The organism is Sphaerobacter thermophilus DSM 20745 (assembly GCF_000024985.1).
GTDB classification, from domain to species: Bacteria; Chloroflexota; Chloroflexia; order Thermomicrobiales; family Thermomicrobiaceae; genus Sphaerobacter; species Sphaerobacter thermophilus.
This window is the reverse complement of the sequence record NC_013523.1, coordinates 502,491-520,582: the sequence shown is the minus strand read 5'-3', so window position 1 is coordinate 520,582 and position 18,092 is coordinate 502,491. Positions and strand designations below refer to the sequence as shown.

Here is an 18,092-nt window from a genome sequence, read left to right as displayed (position 1 = left end):
GGAGGTCCACCGTTCATGGTAGCCCCGCGTCGAAAGACCCGCGCCATCCACGTCGGTGACGTGCAGATCGGTGGCGGTGCCCCGGTCGTCGTGCAATCGATGGCAACCGCCGACACGCGCGATCCGAAGGCCACACTGCGCCAGATTCATGAGCTGGCTGATGCCGGCTGCGAGATCGTCCGCATCGCCGTGCCCGACCGCGTCGCGGCAGCCGCGCTGCCTGAGATCGTGCCCCACTCGCCGGTCCCGCTGATCGCCGACATCCACTTCGAGCACACGCTGGCCCTCAAGGCGATCGATGCCGGGATCCACGGGTTGCGGCTCAACCCCGGCAATATCCGCAAGCCGGAGGACGTGCGCGAGGTCGTGACGAAGGCCAAGGAGCGGGGGATCCCGATCCGCATCGGCGTCAACTTCGGCTCGCTCCCGCCGATGAGCCGCGACTTCGTGGACGAGATGGCGGAGAAGAACGCCAGCCAGGTCGAACTGATCGCCGAGCACATGGTCCGCACGGCGCTGGGCCACGTGAAGATCCTGGAGGACCTCGACTTCGGGGACATCAAGATCTCGCTCAAGGCCTTCGAGGTGCCAGTGATGCTCGAGGCCTACCGGCGCATGGCCCCGCTCAACGACTACCCGCTCCACCTGGGCGTCACCGAGGCGGGCACGCCCAAGGCCGGTACGATCCGCTCCGCCGTGGGCATCGGCACCCTGCTGGCCGAGGGCATCGGGGACACGATCCGGGTCTCACTGACCACCGACCCGGTCGAGGAGGTCTTCGTCGCCTACGAGATCCTCAAGAGCCTCGGCCTGCGCCAGCACGGCGCCACCCTCGTCGCCTGCCCCACCTGCGGGCGTGTCGAGGTTGACCTCTTCAAGCTGGCGAACGAGGTTGACGAGTACATCAAGAACATCAAGGCGCCGATCAAGGTGGCGGTCATGGGTTGCGTCGTCAACGGCCCCGGCGAGGCCCGGGACTCCGACGTCGGCGTGGCGGCCGGACGCGGCAAGGGCGTGATCTTCCGCAAGGGCCAGATCGTCCGCCGGGTCGAGGAGGACGAGATCGTCCCTGCGCTCAAGGAGGAGATCCAAGCAATCCTCGCCGAGCGCGGCGAAGCCTGAGCCGCCATCCACGCCGCGGCAGACGCGACGGGAGCGCGTAATGCCCTCGGCCAGCGGTTTCACCGGCATCACGGTTACCCGCCGGTCGGATCATTTCGTCTGCGCAGGCCATCCGGAGATCGGCGTTGCCGCTTCCTCGCGCATGGGCAGCGGCGCGGCAGGCCGTGCCGTACAGGCACCAGTGGCGTTCGGAGGCGGGTGGTGAAGCGCTATCGCGTCGCGGCCTTCGGGCTGGCATCCTGGGATCGGCTGATCTTTGTCGATCATTACCCCCGGCCCGGCGACTACGCGATCGTCCGCGACACCCTGGAGCAGTCAGGTGGGACCACCACCAACCTGGCCGTGGCGCTGGCTCGGCTAGGCGTCGACGTATCCATCGCGGCGATGGTTGGCGACGACGCCGAGGGCGAGCAGCTCCGCGCGGAGCTGGCCGCCGAGGGCATCGATGTGGAGCACGTGCGCACCCGCGCCGGGGAACCGACCGACCGCTCCCTGATCGTCGTCTCCGGCCGCGGCGCGACCGCCGAGCGCACCATCTTCTGGCAGCAGGGCGCCCGGCTCCGCCACGGTGACTACCTGCCAATTGAGGCGTTCTTCGCCCACGACCTGGTCGTCGTGGACATCGACGACGCCGCCCTGCGCCGCCTCATCGTCGACCTCCCGATGCACGTCTCGCCGCGCACCCGGCTGCTCGGTCCGCTGGTCTACCTGACCGCGCTCGACCCGGAGACCGGCCTCGACCTGGCGCTGCGCCACGACTACCTGGTCGGCAGCGCCGCCGAGCTGTGCTACCTGACGGGCACGTCGGACCTTGATGAGGCAGTCGCTGTGCTACGGGACGAGATGATCCTGTCCCAGACGCGGCTCGTCGCCATCAGTTGTGGACCAAACGGCTGCCTCCTGATCGACCGCGCGGGTACGCACGCAGTCCCGGCCTTCAACGTCGACGCCGTCGACCCGACCGGCGCGGGCGACGCCTTCGCTGCCGGCATCGCACTCGGCATCCTCGAGCGCTGGGACTTGGAGACCATGGGCCGCTTCGCCAACGCCATGGGCGCACTCGCCGTCCAACGGCCTGGAGCGCGGGCCGGGCTGCCGACGCGCGACGAGGTTGAGTGCTTCCTCGCGTCCGCCCGCGTCCGAGGGCCAGACCGGTGAGCGCCATCACCCACGCACGCCTCCGGCGCCTGGCGGCCGAGTGCCGGCTGGCGCTTCTGGGCGTGACGACGGCCGAACCGTTCGATGGCCTGGCCGAACTGCTGGTCGAGCGCATCCGCACCGGGCACATGGACGGGCTCGACTGGTTCACCGAAGAGCGCGCCCGCTTTTCGGCCGACCCGCGCAACCTGCACCCGACCGCGCGCAGCATCGTCAGCGTCGGCCTGCCCTACTGGCAGCCGGACGTCGCACCGCCCGACGACGGGGTCCCTCGCGGGCGCATCTCCCGCTACGCCTGGGGACGCGACTACCACAAGACACTCAAGACCCGCATGCGCGACCTCCACGCCCGGCTGGAAGAGGAACTTGGCCGGCCCATCGAGGCCCGTGCACTGGTGGACACCGCCCGGATCGTCGACCGCGCGGCGGCCGCCCGCTCGGGACTCGGCTGGTACGGCAAGAACACAATGATCCTCGTCCCCGGGCATGGCTCCTGGGTCATGCTCGGCGAGTTGGTGCTCGACATCGAAGTCGAGCCACTCCCGGCGCTCCGGCCAAAGTGCGGCCGCTGCACCCGCTGCCTCGACGCCTGCCCTACCGGCGCGTTGGTGGACGCCTACCGGCTCCACACGCCCCGCTGTATCTCGTACCTGACCATCGAACTACGCGGCCCGATCCCACGTGACCTGCGACCACTCATGGGGAGCTGGGTCTTCGGCTGCGACATCTGCCAGGAGGTCTGCCCCTACACCGGCGCCGCCGCCCCGAGCGACGACCCGGCCGTCCAGCCGGAGCGTATCGAGCACGCCTTCCCCTCGCTCCACTGGCTACTCACGATGTCCGAAGAGGAGTTCCGCACGGTCTATCGCGGGCGGGCCGTGCTCCGCGCCAAGCGCGGCGGGCTAGCTCGCAACGCCGCGGTCGCGCTGGGCAACATCGGCAGCGACGCCGACCTGGGCCTGCTGGAGGAAGTCGCCGCCACCCACGACATCCCGCTGGTCCGCGGACACGCCGCGTGGGCGATGGCGCGCATCGACGCCGCTGCGACAGCCCCGATACTTCGCCGGCTGCACGACCGGGAGCCTGACCCCGCCGTCCGCGCCGAGATCGCGGCCACCCTCAACGCCCCACCTCCCGCCCGCTGCCGCGATGCCGCCTGACCCGGTTCCGGCGCGCCGCCCCACCGGCTATACTGCGTCCGGTCCGGGATTCGGGCCAATGTGTGGGGGAGTGAGGGAGGAGACCGCATGCTGCTCGCGGTCGATATCGGCAACACCAACATCGTCGTCGGTATCTTCCAGGGCGACCGCCTGCTGACAAGCTGGCGCTTCGAGACCGACCGCGCGCGGATGGCCGACGAGTGGTGGGCGCTGCTGACCACCCTCGCCGCGGGCGACAGGATCGACCTCCGCGGCATCGAGGGCGCCATCGTCGCCAGCGGCGTTCCCCAACTCGCTACCACGTTCCAGGAACTGATCACCCAGCGGCTCGGGCGCGAGCCGATCCAGGTCAGCGCCGCGCTCGATCTCGGCATCCGGGTCCGCGTCGACAACCCCATGGAGGTCGGTGCCGACCGGCTGGCTAACGCCGTCGCCGCACACCACCGCGGTCCCGGCGCCTGGGTCGTCGTCGATTTCGGAACCGCCACCACCCTCGATGTTGTCTCTCCAGAGGGGGACTATCTCGGCGGTGCCATTGCCCCCGGCGTGCTCGTCGCCCTGGAGGCTCTCACCGCCCGGGCTGCCCGACTCCACGCCGTCGACCTGGTCATCCCCGAACGCGCCATCGGGCGCAACACCCGCCAGGCGATCCAATCGGGTACGATGCTCGGCTATCTGGGACTGATCGAGGGGCTGCTGGCGCGGGTTTCCGCGGAGCTGGGCGAGACGCCCAACGTGATCGCGACCGGCGGGCTGGGCCGCTTGTTCCTAAGCCACTCCCCGGCAATTCCGGCCTACGATCCCGACCTCACCCTGACCGGCCTCCGGCTCATCTACCAGCGCCTCACCCACGGCGAGTAGCGCCACACGCCGGCCCCAACGCAATCCGGGAAGCCCGCTTGCCCACATCCCGCGCGGCGATATAATACGTAACGCCGAAAGGTCGCAGGCGTCACCCGAATGACGGTGCCGCTGATGTAACCGCCCCAAAACGTGACGGTAGCCGCCTCCGGCCCGGTCCGGGGCATTGCCCTACCAACCGTACGGGGCGCTGGGTGGAGGGAACCCGTGAAAACGTACACGGTAGACAGCATCCGGAACGTCGGCCTCTTCTCGCACGGCGGTGCCGGGAAGACGTCGTTGACCGAGGCCATGGCCTTCCTCACCCATGCCACCACCCGCCTGGGCCGCGTCGAGGAGGGAAACACGATCTCCGACTGGGATCCCGATGAGGTCAAGCGGGGCATCTCCATCAGCACCAGCCTGGTGCCGGTCGAGTGGCGCGACCACAAGATCAACCTGCTCGACGCCCCCGGCTACGCCGACTTCGTCGGTGAGATCCGCGGCGCGATGCGCGTCGCCGACCTGGCGCTCATCCTCCTGGACGCGTCGGCCGGAGTCGAGGTCGGCACGGAGCAGGTCTGGGATACAGCGGCATCCGCCAACCTGCCCCGGGCGCTCGTGATCAACAAGATGGACCGTGAGAACGCCAACTTTGAGAACAGCTTGAGCTCGGCTCAGACCACGTTCGGCAGCGCGGTTGTTCCGGTCCAGCTCCCGATCGGCGCCGAGAAGTCCTTCAACGGCTTCATCGACCTGCTTAGCCGCCAGGCCTACCAGTTCGGCGACGGCAAGGACGGCAGCGTGACCCCGATCGACATCCCCGCCGACCTCGCCGACGCTGTCGAAACCCACCGCACAACGCTCGTCGAGCGCATCTGTGAGAACGATGAAGAGCTCATGATGCGCTACCTGGAGGACGACGAGATCAGCGTCGACGAGCTGCGCCAGGGGCTCAAGGCCGGTATCGCTGACGGCAGCATCGTCCCCGTCTTTGTCACTGCCGCCACGGCGCTCAAGGGCGTCACCTTCCTGCTCGACGCCATCGTCGACTGCTTCCCGAGCCCGAACAGCGCCGTCGCGAACGACGCCGACGGTAACGACGTCACCCTGACGCCCGATCCGGACGGGCCGTTGGCAGCGCTCGTCTTCAAGACCGTGGCCGACCCGTACGTCGGGAAGCTCTCTTACTTCCGCGTCTTCTCGGGCCGGGTCACGTCCGACAGCCACGTCCTGAACACCAGCAAGGGGCAGGACGAGCGCATCGGCCAGCTCTACGTCATGCGCGGCAAGGAGCAGATCAGCGTCTCCGAGATCATGGCGGGCGACATCGGCGCGGTCGCCAAGCTACAGGTGACAGGGACAGGCGACACACTCAGCGACGCCCAGCGGCGCTTCACCCTTCCGGGAATCACCTTCCCGCATCCCGCCTTCTCTGCCGCGGTCTCGCCCAAGACCAAGAGCGACCTGGACAAGATGGGCACGGCGATCCAGCGGCTGATCGAGGAGGACCCGACGCTCCAGGTCTCCCGCGACGCACGCACGGGCGAGACGATCATCTCCGGCCTGGGCGAGTCGCACGTCCAGATCGCGCTCGACCGCATGGCCCGCAAGTTCGGCGTCAACGTCGAGCTGGGACTGCCGCAGGTCGCCTACCGCGAGACGATCTCCGTGCCGGTGCGCGGCGTCGAGTACAAGCACAAGAAGCAGACCGGCGGCCACGGCCAGTACGGCCACGTCTTCCTCGACCTCGAGCCGCTGCCCGACGCCGACTTCGAATTCGCCGAACAGATCGTCGGTGGCGTGGTCCCGAAGCAGTTCATCCCGGCCGTCGAGAAGGGCGTGCGCGAGGCCATGGAAGAGGGGCTGCTGGCCGGCTACCCCATGGTCAACATCAAGGTCACGCTCACCGATGGCTCCTACCACTCGGTCGACTCATCGGAAATGGCCTTCAAGATCGCCGCAGCTCAGGCGTTCAAGAAGGCCGCCCAGCAGGCCAAGCCGATCCTCCTCGAGCCGGTCATGCACCTGCGGGTGACCGTGCCCGAGAGCTACATGGGCGACGTCATGAGCGACCTGAACGGAAAGCGCGCCCAGCTCCAGGGCATGACCCCCGGGGAGAACGGTATGACCACCATCGAGGCGATGGTGCCGGCCGCCGAGATCCAGCGGTACGCGACCGATCTACGCTCGATCACGCAGGGCCGCGGCTCCTTCACCGTGGAGTTCAGCCACTACCAGCCTGTGCCGCCGCACCTGACGGAGCAGATCGTCGCGGCCGCCAAGGCGCGCGTGGAGGCGCACGCCTAGCACCCCACGACTGACACGTGTACCCTCACTCCTGCCGGTGATGCCACCGGCGGGGTGAGGGTACATCGTGTATCGAGAGAGGATCGCGCGTGGTTTCCAAGCAGTGCGACCCGGACCTGTCCATCGTCTGCGACGGCGGCTCGCTGGGCAATCCCGGCCGCGGCTACGGCAGCTACCGGCTCTCGGACCGCACCGGCGCCAGCCAGGTCGTCCGCCTTGAGTTCGGCGACGGCGTGACCAACAACCAGGCGGAGTACCGCACCCTCATCGCCGCCATCAATGCTGCCATCGAGCGCGCTGCCGCCCTCGGCCAGCGTCCCGAAGACCTCTGCCTGCAGATCCGCACCGACAGCCAGCTCCTCGTCGAACAACTCACCGGCCGCTGGAAGGTCCGCCACCCTGACCTCAAGCCCCTCCACGCCCGCGCCTCCGCCCTCGTCGCCCGCTTCGGCCGCCGCGACATCGCCTGGCAACCGCGCGATCAAACCGTCCGCGTGCTGGGGCACTGAGGCACGTAGTGCGTGTTGCGTGTTCCGTGCTTCGTGACGAGGTTAGCACCGAAGTATCGGCGCCTTGGCTTCGCCCCAGGAGCGACCATGGAATGCCGAACCCCTTGCCTGACGCCCCTCTCCCAAAGTTGGGAGAGGGGTCGGGGGTGAGGGCCGCTCTCCCGCCGAATCCGACGCCTCAATTGCAGCTCACCGGGCGCTGTGGTATACTCTCCCCGCTGAGACGGGCGGTTAGCTCAGTCGGTTAGAGCGCCACGTTGACATCGTGGAGGTCACTAGTTCGAGTCTAGTACCGCCCACCAGACACCCGTCAGGACCTCCTGGCGGTTCTTTCGTTCCAGACGCGGCCCGGATGGGCCGCAATACAGCGCAACGGCGTTGAGCGGGACGAGTACCCGGGCAACGGACGTCCAGAGAGGCGGGGCCACCGGCTGCAAGCCCCACCCGTAACCGGCCCGGAGAAAACCACCCGTGAGCTGACCGGCGAACGCCCACAGGGTCATTAGCCGGATCCGGTAGCCCCCGTTATCGGGCACCCTGAGCGCCGCCACGGCCCGTGCCGGGCGGCGGAAGTAGGGTGGAACCACGTCAGGCCGCGCCTGCCGTCCCTTCGGATGGCAGGCGTTTTTCGTTTCACGCATGTACGCGGAGGGACGGTGGCCATGACTGAGGATGACACTGAGAACCGTGTTGCGTGAACCGTGCTGCGTCGAGAGGTGGACGTCATGCGTGATGCGTCATGCGTCATGCGTCACACGTCCCCCTCACCCCCAGCCCCTCTCCCACCAGGGGAGAGAGGAGAGGTACGGAACACGGAACACGCAACACGAATGACGCAGTCCCCCTGACGTTTGACGAATAACGCATAACCCAAAGGAGCACCTGATGTCGCAGATCGCGGAAGAGATGGACCTTCAGGTCGACGTTGAGAACCAGGAAGAACTTGAGCTCGCCAGGATGCGCCACTCCGCGGCGCATGTCATGGCGCAGGCTGTCCTGGAGATGTTCCCGGGCGCCAAGCTCGCCATCGGTCCCGCCATCGAGAACGGCTTCTACTATGACTTTGACCTGCCCCGCTCGCTGACGCCCGACGACCTGGGCAAGATCGAGGAGCGGATGCGGGAGATCAAGCAGGGAGCCTACCCGTTCGAGCGCCGTGAAGTCTCCCGTGAGGAAGCGCTCAAGCTGTTCGCCGACCAGCCCTACAAGATCGAGATCATCCAGGACCTGCCGGAGGACGCCGTTATCTCGACGTACACGCAGGACAGCTTCACGGACCTCTGCCGCGGGCCGCATGTGGACAACACGTCACAGATCGGCCACTTCAAGCTGCTCAATGTGGCCGGGGCCTACTGGCGCGGCGACGAGAAGCGCCCGATGCTCCAGCGCATCTATGGCACGTCCTGGCGGTCGGAGGAGGAGCTGCAGGACTACCTCCACCGGCTGGAGGAAGCCCAGCGGCGCGACCACCGGCGGCTCGGCCGGGAGCTTGACCTCTTCTCGGTAAACGAAGACATTGGCGCCGGGCTGATCCTGTGGCACCCGAAGGGCGCGATGATCCGCCACCTGATCGAGCGCTTCGAGACGGAGGAGCACCTGGCGCGTGGCTACCAGCTCGTCTACACGCCGCACATCGCCAGCGGCGACATCTACCGGAAGAGCGGGCACCTGGAGACGTACCAGGAGAACATGTACTCGCCGATGGACATCGAAGGGGCACCCTACTACCTCAAGCCGATGAACTGCCCCGGGCACATCATGATCTACAACAGCCAGGTCCGCTCGTACCGCGACCTGCCAATCCGGCTGGCCGAGCTGGGCACGGTCTACCGCTACGAGCGCAGCGGCACGCTCCACGGCATGCTGCGCGTCCGCGGCTTCACGCAGGATGACGCCCACATCTTCTGCCGCCCGGACCAGTTGGAGGATGAGATCAAGGGCGTGCTCGATCTGGCGCTCTACTTCGCCCGCGTCTTCGGCTACGAGTACGAAGCCTTCCTCGCCACACGACCGGAAAAGTCGATCGGCAGCGATGAGAACTGGGAGCGAGCGACGGAGACGCTGGCCAACGCCCTCCGCAATATGGGGATACCGTACGAGATCGACCCCGGCGCCGGGGCGTTCTACGGCCCGAAGATCGACATCAAGTTCCTCGACTCGCTCGGCCGCGAGTGGACGGGCCCGACGATCCAGGTCGACTTCAACCTGCCGGAGCGATTCGACGCCACGTACGTCGGAGAGGACGGCGAGCGGCACCGGGTCGTCATGGTCCACCGCACGGTCCTCGGCTCGATGGAGCGCTTCGTCGGCGGGTTGATCGAGCACTACGCCGGGGCCTTCCCGGTGTGGCTGGCGCCTGTCCAGGCCGAGGTCATCCCGATCGCCGATCGGCACGTGCCGTACGCGCATGAGGTCGCTGCGCGGCTGAAGGAAGCGGACCTGCGCGTCGAGGTCAACGACAGCAACGACCGGATGCAGGCCAAGATCCGACGCGCCCAGCTCCAGCGCATCCCCTACATGCTCGTGGTGGGCGACAAGGAGGCCGAGGCCGGCACAGTCGCTGTGCGGCTCCGGACGAACGAGAACCTCGGCGCGATGCCGGTGGACGAGTTCATCGCCCTCGCCAAGGAGATGAACGACACCAAGTCGCTGGCCCTCACGCGCGCGGCGGAGTAACGGCGGCCCTCAGTAATGTCCCCTCTCCCAATCCTGGGAGAGGGGACAAATACGCAGTACGCAGTACGCAATACGCAACACGCAACACTCGCCCTGGATCCCCTCTCCCCTTGTGGGAGAGGAGGGCAGGGGGTGAGGAGTATCCGCTACACCCACACTTCGCGCAGCACGCGCAGCCAGTTGCCTGAGCAGATCTTCTCGATCGCGTCGTCGCTGTAACCCCGGCGCGACAACTCGGCGATCAGGTTCGGCGTGTGCGCCGCGTCCTTCAGCTCGTCGGGCATCGTCGCGCCGTCGAAGTCCGACCCCAGCGCCACATGGTCCACCCCGACCAGACGCACGATGTGGTCGATGTGGTCCACCAGCACACTCAACGGCACCTCAGCCCCTGTCTCGGCACCGGCCACCAGGAAGCCGACGTGGTAGTTGATCCCCATCAGCCCGCCCTTCTCGGCCAGCGCCCGGATCTGCTCATCGGTCAGGTTCCGGTCGTGGTCGCACAGCGCGCGGGCGTTGGAGTGGCTGGCGACGAACGGCTTCTCGCTGACCTCCACGACGTCCCAGAAGCCCGGCTCGTTCAAGTGCGAGACGTCAATCAGGATGCCCATTGCGTTGCATTGTCGCACCAGTTCCCGGCCCAGCCCGGTCAGTCCGTTGCCCCGGTTCGCCTGCCCCACGCCCTCGGCAAAGATGTTCGGCCGGCTCCAGGTGAGCCCGAGCGAGCGGAGACCCAACTCGTACGAGAGCCGCAGCACCGCGAACTCCGGGTCGATCGCCTCAGCCCCCTCGTAGTGCAGGATCGCCCCGAACACCCCGCGCTCCAGGCAGTCGACCAGTTGCTGGTAACTCCGGATCAACTCGATCTGCCCGTTGGACTCCGCCACCACGCGGTGCAGGAGATCGACCGCACGCAGGGTCTGGATCAGCGCGTGTTGCGGCAGGTCTTCGTCCAGGATGAAGACCGCACTCAGCATCGCGCCGATCCCACCCCGGCGTGCCCGCGGGAGGTCGACGTGCCCAGTCGTCGACTCCTCCAGGAAGCTCCGCTTCGTCTCAATCAACGACAACAAGTAGTCGGTATGCCCGTCGATCACGGGGACCGTGGGTCGTTCCGCCACCATGAAGGGCGTCCTCTCCTCCCGCAACGCTGCCACTACCTGCATCCGGCGGCCCCACCTGGAGCAGCAGGCCAGCCGGTTCGAGCGTCAACGCGGAGCATCCTAGCCGGATCGCTGGCACCCGGCAAGCGCCCAGCCGGTCAGGTCATACCAACGGTCATACCATGCCGGGGCACGAACAGGTCAGTACCGATCGGTAAGGAATTGGTTATGTCTTGAGATCCTTTTTGGTGCTTGATACGTACAAGAAGACGCATACGGCACATCACAATGCGGTTCGGCACTGCGGTGCCCCAGAGAACCAGGGAGGTGGCGTCCGTGGATCACACGATCCTCAACGAACGCGCACTTCGCGCGGCGATTCTCAACGGACAACTCACGCGACGAGAGGTGTTGAAGCGGGCCGCGGCGTTGGGCCTCACGGCCCCGGTCATCGCCAGTCTGTTGGCGGCCTGCGGTGGGGCCGAAGGCGCCGCCCCGACCGGTGATACCGGGGGTGCCACGACCGCGACCACGGACACCGGCACCGGTGCGGCGTCGCCGACCTCTGACTCCAGCAGCGACTCCACCAGCGGTGGCCGGGGTCGGGGCCAGGGTGATCTGCTCCGGATGCTGTTCTGGCAGGCCCCGACCATCCTGAACACGCACCTGTCGACGGGTGACAAGGACACCCTCCCCTCACGCCTCGTCACCGAACCGCTGCTGAACATCAACCCGGACGGTTCGCTTGGCCCCGTCCTGGCGGCGGAGGTGCCGTCGCTCGAGAACGGCGGCGTTGCGCCCGACGGTATGAGCGTGACCTACAAGCTCAAGCAAGGAGTAGTGTGGTCCGACGGGGAACCCTTCACCGCCCGGGACGTGCGCTTCACCTGGGAGTGGGTTTCCAACCCGGATAACAGCTCGCCCAACCAGGCGGTGTACCAAATCATCAGGGACGTCGAGATCGTCGACGACTACACCGTCACGGTGCACTTCCACGAACCCACCCCGGGGTGGTTCAACCCCTTCGTCGGCGGCTTCAAGGGCGGCATCCTGCCCGAACACATCATGAAGGACTACGTCGGCGAACGAGCGCGGGAGGCACCCTTCAACCTCCAGCCGATCGGCACCGGGCCGTACAAGGTAGTCGAGTTCCGGCCCGGCGACGTTGTACTCTTCGAACTCAACGAGAACTTCCGCGAGCCAGACAAGCCGTACTTCCGGCGTATCGAGTGGAAGGGCGGCGGCGATGCCACATCCGCGGCCCGCGCCGTGCTGCAGACGGGCGAGGCCGATCTCGCGTGGAACATCCAGGTGGAGAAGCAGGTCCTCGAGTCTCTGAACCAAGGAAACCTGGGGAGCATCGTCGTCACCCCCGGGGCGAGCGCCGAGCAGATCATGGTCAACTTCGCGGACCCCAATGTCGAGGTCAACGGCGCACGGTCCGAGCCTTCAACCACCCACCCGTTCCTCAGTGACCCGCTCGTGCGTCAGGCTCTCGCCCTCGCATGCGATCGCCAAACGATCGCCGATGTGCTGTACGGTGAGACCGGGAGGCCGACCGCCAACGTCCTCAACGCGCCGCCACAGTTCGTCTCACCGAACACGTCGTTCAGGTATGACCTCGAGGAAGCCGGTCGGCTGCTCGACGAGGCGGGTTGGGTGAAGAACGGCGACTACCGGGAGAAGGATGGCCGACAGCTCGCCGTTGTTCTCTCGACGACCGTCAACCCAGTTCGGCAGCGGCAGCAGGAAATCCTGAAAGCAAGCTGGGAGCAGTTGGGCATTCGGACCGAGCTCAAGGCGGTCGAATCGGCCGTCTTCTTCTCCTCGGATGCCGGCAACCCGGACACCTACAGCCACTTCTACTGCGATCTCCAGATCTTCACCAACGGCCCGACGAGCCTCTATCCGCTCGACTTCATGGCCAGCTTCAAGTCCGACGATCCGGACAACGATCTGGCGCAGCAGTCGAATAACTGGTCCGGACGCAACTTCCACCGGTGGGTCAATGAGGAGTTCAACGAGCTCTACCAGCAGGCCAGGACCGAGCTCGACCCGGAACGACAGGCCGAGCTGTTCATCGCCATGAACGACCTGGTGGTGAACGAGATCGTGCGGATCCCCCTGGTGCATCGCAACGGGGCCAACGCCGTCTCCCACCGCCTCAAGGGGATTCAACGATCGACCTTCGAGCCGACGGGCTACGACATCGAGAACTGGTACTTCGAGGAGTAGCCGGTTCAGGGCAGCGGAGTCGGGCCCGGCTAAACGCCGGGCCCGGCGACATTCGCCCGGCCGTCGTGCCAGGTGGTATGTGTCAGTGGCACGTGCCCGTACCGGAGTCGGTGAAGGAGCCGCCAGGGACCGGGATGAACTCCCAGTCGTAGCTGCCGTCGTGCAGGGTCAGTTTGAGCACGCCGAGGGTATCGTTATCCCGTACCTCGCTGGTCGCCAATGGCGTGCCGAACTTGTAGAGCCCTACACCGCCGGTTCCGACCACGAACGTGCGGATGCCATGCTCATCGTCTCGGTTGCCATCGGCATCCATCGGCTCAAGGCGCTCGTAGACGTGGTCATGGCCATTGATGACAACGTCCACGTGGTGGGCGTACAGAAGTTCCCAGATGGACGCCATCTTCTTCTGGCTCCCATGCTTGGCGGAGCTAAAGCGCGGGTGGTGCCAGATGGCCAGCGTGCAGATGACCGGATTCGCGGTCAGTTCCTGCTGAAGCCAGGCGTACTGGGGTGACTCCTTGTCGACCGCGATGTTCGAGTCGATCACCAGAATGCGCCACGTCCCGAGGCTGTAGGAGTAGTAGCCGCGACCCGGCGGCCCGGCGTTCTCGCCGAAGTACTCGAAGTACGGCCGTGCGCCTTCTGTCCGGTAGTCGTGGTTGCCCGGCGCCGGGCGGGTCCGTTCTTTGAAGAGCCCCCACGTCGGCCCGTAGCATTCTGCGAACTGGCGGGCTGTACCGTCCGGGTAGGCGTGGTCGCCCGCGGTGAAGACAGTGCCTGGAATCGAGGCGATGAGCCGCGCCGTCTCGCGCGCCCCGTTGCTGCGGCACGAGGCGATGTCCCCGGCGCCCACCAGGACCGGGTCGCCAGGCGGGGAAGTCGACCGGACAGTCGTGACCCCGCTTCCGCCCGTCGTGACCGTAATGACCAGTTCCGGGCTATTGGGCGACTCGCGCGACGCATACTCAACGCCGTCCTGCCTGTGCGAGGTCATCGCGAAGCTGACGAGCCCATTCCGGAGATCCGCGCGCGTCACGTCGAAGGTGACGACCTGCCCTTTCTCCACCGGGCCCAGCGTCGAGAGCACCGGCCCGTCGATCATAGGCCGCTTCTTGAACGTCATCTCGGTCTCGGACCAGGTGGTGTCGCTCACCTGCCGAATCGACCCACCGCTATGGGGGCTGGCATTGGTGACCAGCAAGCGCAGCTTGGCCGAGGTGACGAGCCCATCGATGCCCGACAGGTTGAACATTAGATAGGCTTCCTTGACCGGCTTCCCGTCCACGTCGAAGTCGAGCCTATCGCCGTACGATGTGTGCGGATGCGCCTCGTTCACATAGGTGTCGGCCACCGGCGTGAACCGCAGCGTCGACACCTGTGCCACCGGCCCGTCGGGCCGCTCCGTCGCGGACGTCAGCGCGTCGATGAGCAGCCGTGGTCCGAGCGCCAGGAAAGCCAGCGCCCCGACCACGGCGATGAGATACCGGAGTTTCCACCGTCTCATCGACGGCCGTCCTCTCCTCGCCTCCGGCTAGCCAGTCGTGACCACCAACTGCGGCTTGTTCGACCCCTGGCGCGAGTGGAAATCCGCCCCATCACTCGAGGTCGGCACGAGGATAAAGCTGTACGTCCCATTGCCCGTCACCAACGGCGTCACGTCCAGTTCAACCCAGGTGTCCTTCGCGATCGATCCCAGGTCGTCGCTGGGTGCGCCGATCGGCCCCGGTTTGTTGGTCCAGGTCAGCCCCGCCTCGCTCCAATCGTTGCTGGTCGCGTACACGGCCGGGCCGTTGCTTGACCCGTCGCTGACGTAGAGGCGGAGCTTCGCGCTGGTGACCGACCCGGTCAGGCCGTTGACGGCAAAGCGCAGGAACGCCTCCCGCCGATCCGGGGACGTATCCGTCCGCAGGCGCGCGGAGGTACCGTAGTTGGTGTCAGGCGTCGCCTCGTCCACCCAGCTATCCGCCTCCGGCGCGAACCGATAGGTGCCACCACCCCCGCCGCTGCCGTCCGCGGTGTACGTCTGCACGTCGAACGTGCGGCCATTCTCATCCGTCGGTGTCACCGTGATCGTGGTACCGTCCACGGTGACCAGAAGGAAGTGATAGACCTGCTGCGGGCTCGTGGGTGGCGGCGCGTTGCAACTACTCCCCTGATTCTTCGAGAAGGACCAGCCAATGGCATAGGCGTTGAAGGGGCTGCAGTGGTTCACCGAGGCAACCTTCGCCCCGCCCCCGCCGGTGATGTAGGTGACCAGACCATCCGCGTTGGCGTGGTTTCGCTGGTAGAAGTGCGCATGGCCGGTAAAGGCAATCTTCACCCCGTAGCGCCCGAGCAGGCCCTCCAGGCTGTCCGGCCCCTGGAGGAACGTGTCCGACTGCTGCGCGGAGCTGTCGGAGTAGAGCGGGAAGTGGAGCACGGCGAGTTTGACCTGATCCGGGTGCGCTGCCAGGTCCTGCTCCAGCCACTGGTACTCCTCGCTCGACACGGTCCAGTGGTAGTCGTAGTCGTTCTTGTACATGGTGGCGTTGCCGACGTTCGCGTCCGCCCAGGCAGCGGTCAGGACGTAGATACGCGCGGTCCCGGCATCGAACGCGTACCAGGCGCTCGGGTAGTCGCCTGGATCGGTCCCATTCAGGCAGCAGTAGGTCTCTCGGACATACTTGCCGCTTGAGAGCGCGACCGCCCGGTCCTGCGGGAAGTTGACCAGATGCGGATGGGGGTTGTTGGCACTCGCATAGCCATGGTTCCCCGTCGCCGGGAAGATCGGGATCGATCGACCGGGCACCGTCCAGAACTGAGGACCGAAGACGTTGCTGACCGACGGGCCGGTCTGGACCAGATCGCCGTAGTTCTTCTGGCTGCCCGCTGCGTAGGCGTTGTCCCCAACGGTCAGGGCGAAGCGGGCCCCGCTCTCCGCGATCCGTTGCATCAGGGCGGCCTGATCGGGGTTGGTCCCCTCGCTGTTGGTGTACCCCCAGTCCCCAAAGACCACGAACGAGAAGGGCTCGGTCGACCCGGCCGGGACCTGGGTCCAGAAGCGCGGCGACGGGTCGCTGCCGAGCAGATCGATCGTGCCGAGGTAGACGCGGTAACAATACTGCTTGTCCGGCTCCAGCGTCAGCATCGCTTTCCACTGGTACTCCGGCACGGAGTTCACCGTGATCGATGTCCGCGTGGCCGTGACGGTGTTGACCGGGGTGCAGGAGCCGTCGCTCTGCACCTCACCCCACCGAGCCGATCCGGTCGTCTGCGAGCGGTCCGTCGCCCAGTTGATCGTGGCGTACCGGTCGACAACATCGGTCAGGTAGGGGTAGCGCATCAGTTGCGGGGCATAGCCGACGGCCTGGAACGTGGCCACTGCGGCGGTGCTGGACTCCTCGACCTGCGGCGTCACACGGATCCGCGGGCCGTTCTCCCGCCGGGGCGCGTCTCGTCGCGCTCGCTGCGATTTGTGTCCCACCGGGTCGAGTGTCTCGACTTCATAGGTGTGGTTGTTCGCCGGGTCGGCGGTGGTATCCAGGTAGCTGAGGGTGGCCCCGTCCACCGTGGCCAGTAGCTGGCCGTCGCGGTAGATCCGGTAGCCGGTGACGTCGGAGTCGTCGCTGGCGTCGTACCAGTCGAGCAGATTCCCGGCGTCGGTTGGCTCCACGGTGAAGTCGACGGGCGGGGAGGGCGGCATCCGGTCGGTCCGCTCGGGTCGCCCTGGCGCCTTGACTCGGGCCGGCCTCGATTGCGCGATGGTCTTACCGTGCTCGTCGCGCGCCTCCAGCATGTACACGTAGGTGCGAGTCGGCTCGACGGTCGTGTCCACGTAGGTGCGGGCGGTCCCCTCGACAGTGGCGAGGTCTTGACCCGACCGCCGGATGAGAAAACCCGCCACGGGTGTGTCGGGTTCCAGTGTCCACGACAGGTCCACCTCGTTCGTCCCCACAGCCACCGCGCGCAGACGCAACTCCGGCCCGGGTGCGGCCTGCACCGACGGACCGTGGGCACCGACCAAGCCGGTGCTGAGGGTGAGGATGAGCACCAACAGCCAGTTGCGCCGCCGCGATGATCCCAGCATGGGGCCCTCCTCCTCGGAGATCGCCAACTAGGCGATCTCTCACTACCGCCGTCGAACGCGCAAGCCGATCTCCGCTTCGCCCATGTCCTGACCCTTCGCGGCGTGCACGTACAAGGTGTACTCGCCCGCTCGCACCAGGCTCGCTAGCCGCACCGGGGCCTCCCCCAGCATGTTCGTCCGCGCCGCCTTCCACCGGACCGTGACGCCGGTGGCGGCGATCAACTCCAGGAAGAGGTGCACGCCGGTCAACCCAGAGCCGTCCCCCCCGTGCTCCGGCACCACACGAACGGCCACCGGCCACGGTCGCCCCACCACCACCTCCTCCGGCGCCTCGACCTCAACCCGGAGCGTCCGGCGCGGCTCCAATGGCCCGGTGATGGAGTCGGTCGTGATCAGCCAGCAGGGATGGATCTCTGCCCAGTGATCGTGCCCCCGATCGAGCACCAGCGGCCCGTGGAGCGTCGCGTGCTCGCCCGGCTGCGGGATGTAGACAGTCGGCTCGTCAGTCGCGATGACTTCGGCAACCAGCAGCCCGTGGTTGGTTGGCCGAAGCAGGTGCTCATACTGCGGGTCCAGCTTCACGTAGACCTTGTGATCCCCGTCGTACGGGTTGTACGTGGTCCGCTCCACGACACCGCTGACCGCCACTGACTCACTGACGAGTTGCAGCCGCGTCGGTTGATGCACATGCTCGAAGATATCGCGCCGCTCGACCGGGATCGGCTCCTCAGTCCCGGTCACGTCCGGGAGCGTGACCGCCGCGGAACTCGGCCTCCCGCAGGCGGCGGCCACCGCCGCGAATGCGGAGGTCCCCATGACCACCTGGACCACCTGCAACAACTCACGGCGCGTGAGTCGCCCCTCGCGGAGCAGATATGCGATCCGTTCCCACTGGTGCTCAGCCTCTGGAACCATG

General features: G+C 66.8%; 12 protein-coding genes and 1 tRNA gene. 9 read left to right on the top strand and 4 right to left on the bottom strand.

Going from position 1 to position 18,092, the window contains the following annotated elements:
• Window positions 1–15 precede the first annotated feature (15 nt).
• The 8 genes from ispG to thrS all read left to right on the top strand — a co-directional run bounded on the left by ispG (window position 16) and on the right by thrS (window position 9,775).
• Complete coding sequence (ispG, locus tag STHE_RS02275) at window positions 16–1,122, top strand: flavodoxin-dependent (E)-4-hydroxy-3-methylbut-2-enyl-diphosphate synthase (RefSeq protein WP_012870948.1); 1,107 nt, start codon at window positions 16–18, stop codon at window positions 1,120–1,122.
• A gap of 201 nt (window positions 1,123–1,323) precedes the next feature.
• Window positions 1,324–2,280 carry a carbohydrate kinase family protein gene (locus STHE_RS02270; protein WP_012870947.1) on the top strand — a complete coding sequence of 319 codons (957 nt, stop codon included), beginning with the start codon at window positions 1,324–1,326 and terminating at the stop codon, window positions 2,278–2,280.
• Window positions 2,277–3,440, top strand: coding sequence for a tRNA epoxyqueuosine(34) reductase QueG (gene queG, locus STHE_RS02265; protein WP_012870946.1), 1,164 nt, complete (start codon window positions 2,277–2,279; stop codon window positions 3,438–3,440). The genes STHE_RS02270 and queG overlap by 4 nt, the downstream gene beginning before the upstream one ends.
• Window positions 3,441–3,527: 87 nt before the next feature.
• Window positions 3,528–4,301 (top strand): type III pantothenate kinase, encoded by a 774-nt coding sequence (locus tag STHE_RS02260; protein WP_012870945.1) that lies wholly within the window; start codon window positions 3,528–3,530, stop codon window positions 4,299–4,301.
• Window positions 4,302–4,508: 207 nt separating this feature from the next.
• Entirely contained in the window at window positions 4,509–6,590 is a 2,082-nt protein-coding gene (gene fusA, locus STHE_RS02255; protein ID WP_012870944.1) for an elongation factor G, read from the top strand.
• Window positions 6,591–6,679: 89 nt separating this feature from the next.
• Window positions 6,680–7,099 (top strand): reverse transcriptase-like protein, encoded by a 420-nt coding sequence (locus STHE_RS02250; RefSeq protein ID WP_012870943.1) that lies wholly within the window; start codon window positions 6,680–6,682, stop codon window positions 7,097–7,099.
• A 225-nt stretch (window positions 7,100–7,324) separates the two neighbouring features.
• Window positions 7,325–7,401, top strand: a tRNA-Val gene (locus STHE_RS02245).
• Window positions 7,402–7,984: 583 nt separating this feature from the next.
• Window positions 7,985–9,775, top strand: a complete 1,791-nt coding sequence (gene thrS, locus STHE_RS02240) for a threonine--tRNA ligase (protein ID WP_012870941.1) — start codon at window positions 7,985–7,987, stop codon at window positions 9,773–9,775.
• Window positions 9,776–9,921: 146 nt separating this feature from the next.
• Here thrS and STHE_RS02235 read toward each other — a convergent pair whose 3' ends face one another.
• A complete protein-coding gene (locus STHE_RS02235; protein WP_012870940.1) occupies window positions 9,922–10,896 on the bottom strand; it encodes a dipeptidase in 975 nt (324 codons plus the stop codon).
• 315 nt (window positions 10,897–11,211) lie between these two features.
• Here STHE_RS02235 and STHE_RS02230 point away from each other — a divergent pair, with 315 nt between their 5' ends.
• Window positions 11,212–13,110: a peptide ABC transporter substrate-binding protein gene (locus STHE_RS02230; RefSeq protein WP_012870939.1), complete on the top strand. Its 1,899-nt coding sequence runs from the start codon at window positions 11,212–11,214 to the stop codon at window positions 13,108–13,110.
• 82 nt (window positions 13,111–13,192) lie between these two features.
• On the opposite strand, the gene STHE_RS02225 is transcribed toward STHE_RS02230, so the two are convergent.
• The 3 genes from STHE_RS02225 to STHE_RS02215 are packed head-to-tail and all read right to left on the bottom strand — an operon-like array spanning window position 13,193 to window position 18,091.
• Window positions 13,193–14,614 (bottom strand): CBM96 family carbohydrate-binding protein, encoded by a 1,422-nt coding sequence (locus tag STHE_RS02225; protein ID WP_012870938.1) that lies wholly within the window; start codon window positions 14,612–14,614, stop codon window positions 13,193–13,195.
• 27 nt (window positions 14,615–14,641) lie between these two features.
• Window positions 14,642–17,176, bottom strand: coding sequence for a CBM96 family carbohydrate-binding protein (locus STHE_RS17720; protein WP_012870937.1), 2,535 nt, complete (start codon window positions 17,174–17,176; stop codon window positions 14,642–14,644).
• A 42-nt stretch (window positions 17,177–17,218) separates the two neighbouring features.
• Window positions 17,219–18,091 carry a hypothetical protein gene (locus tag STHE_RS02215; RefSeq protein ID WP_148219877.1) on the bottom strand — a complete coding sequence of 291 codons (873 nt, stop codon included), beginning with the start codon at window positions 18,089–18,091 and terminating at the stop codon, window positions 17,219–17,221.
• Window position 18,092: the final 1 nt, after the last annotated feature.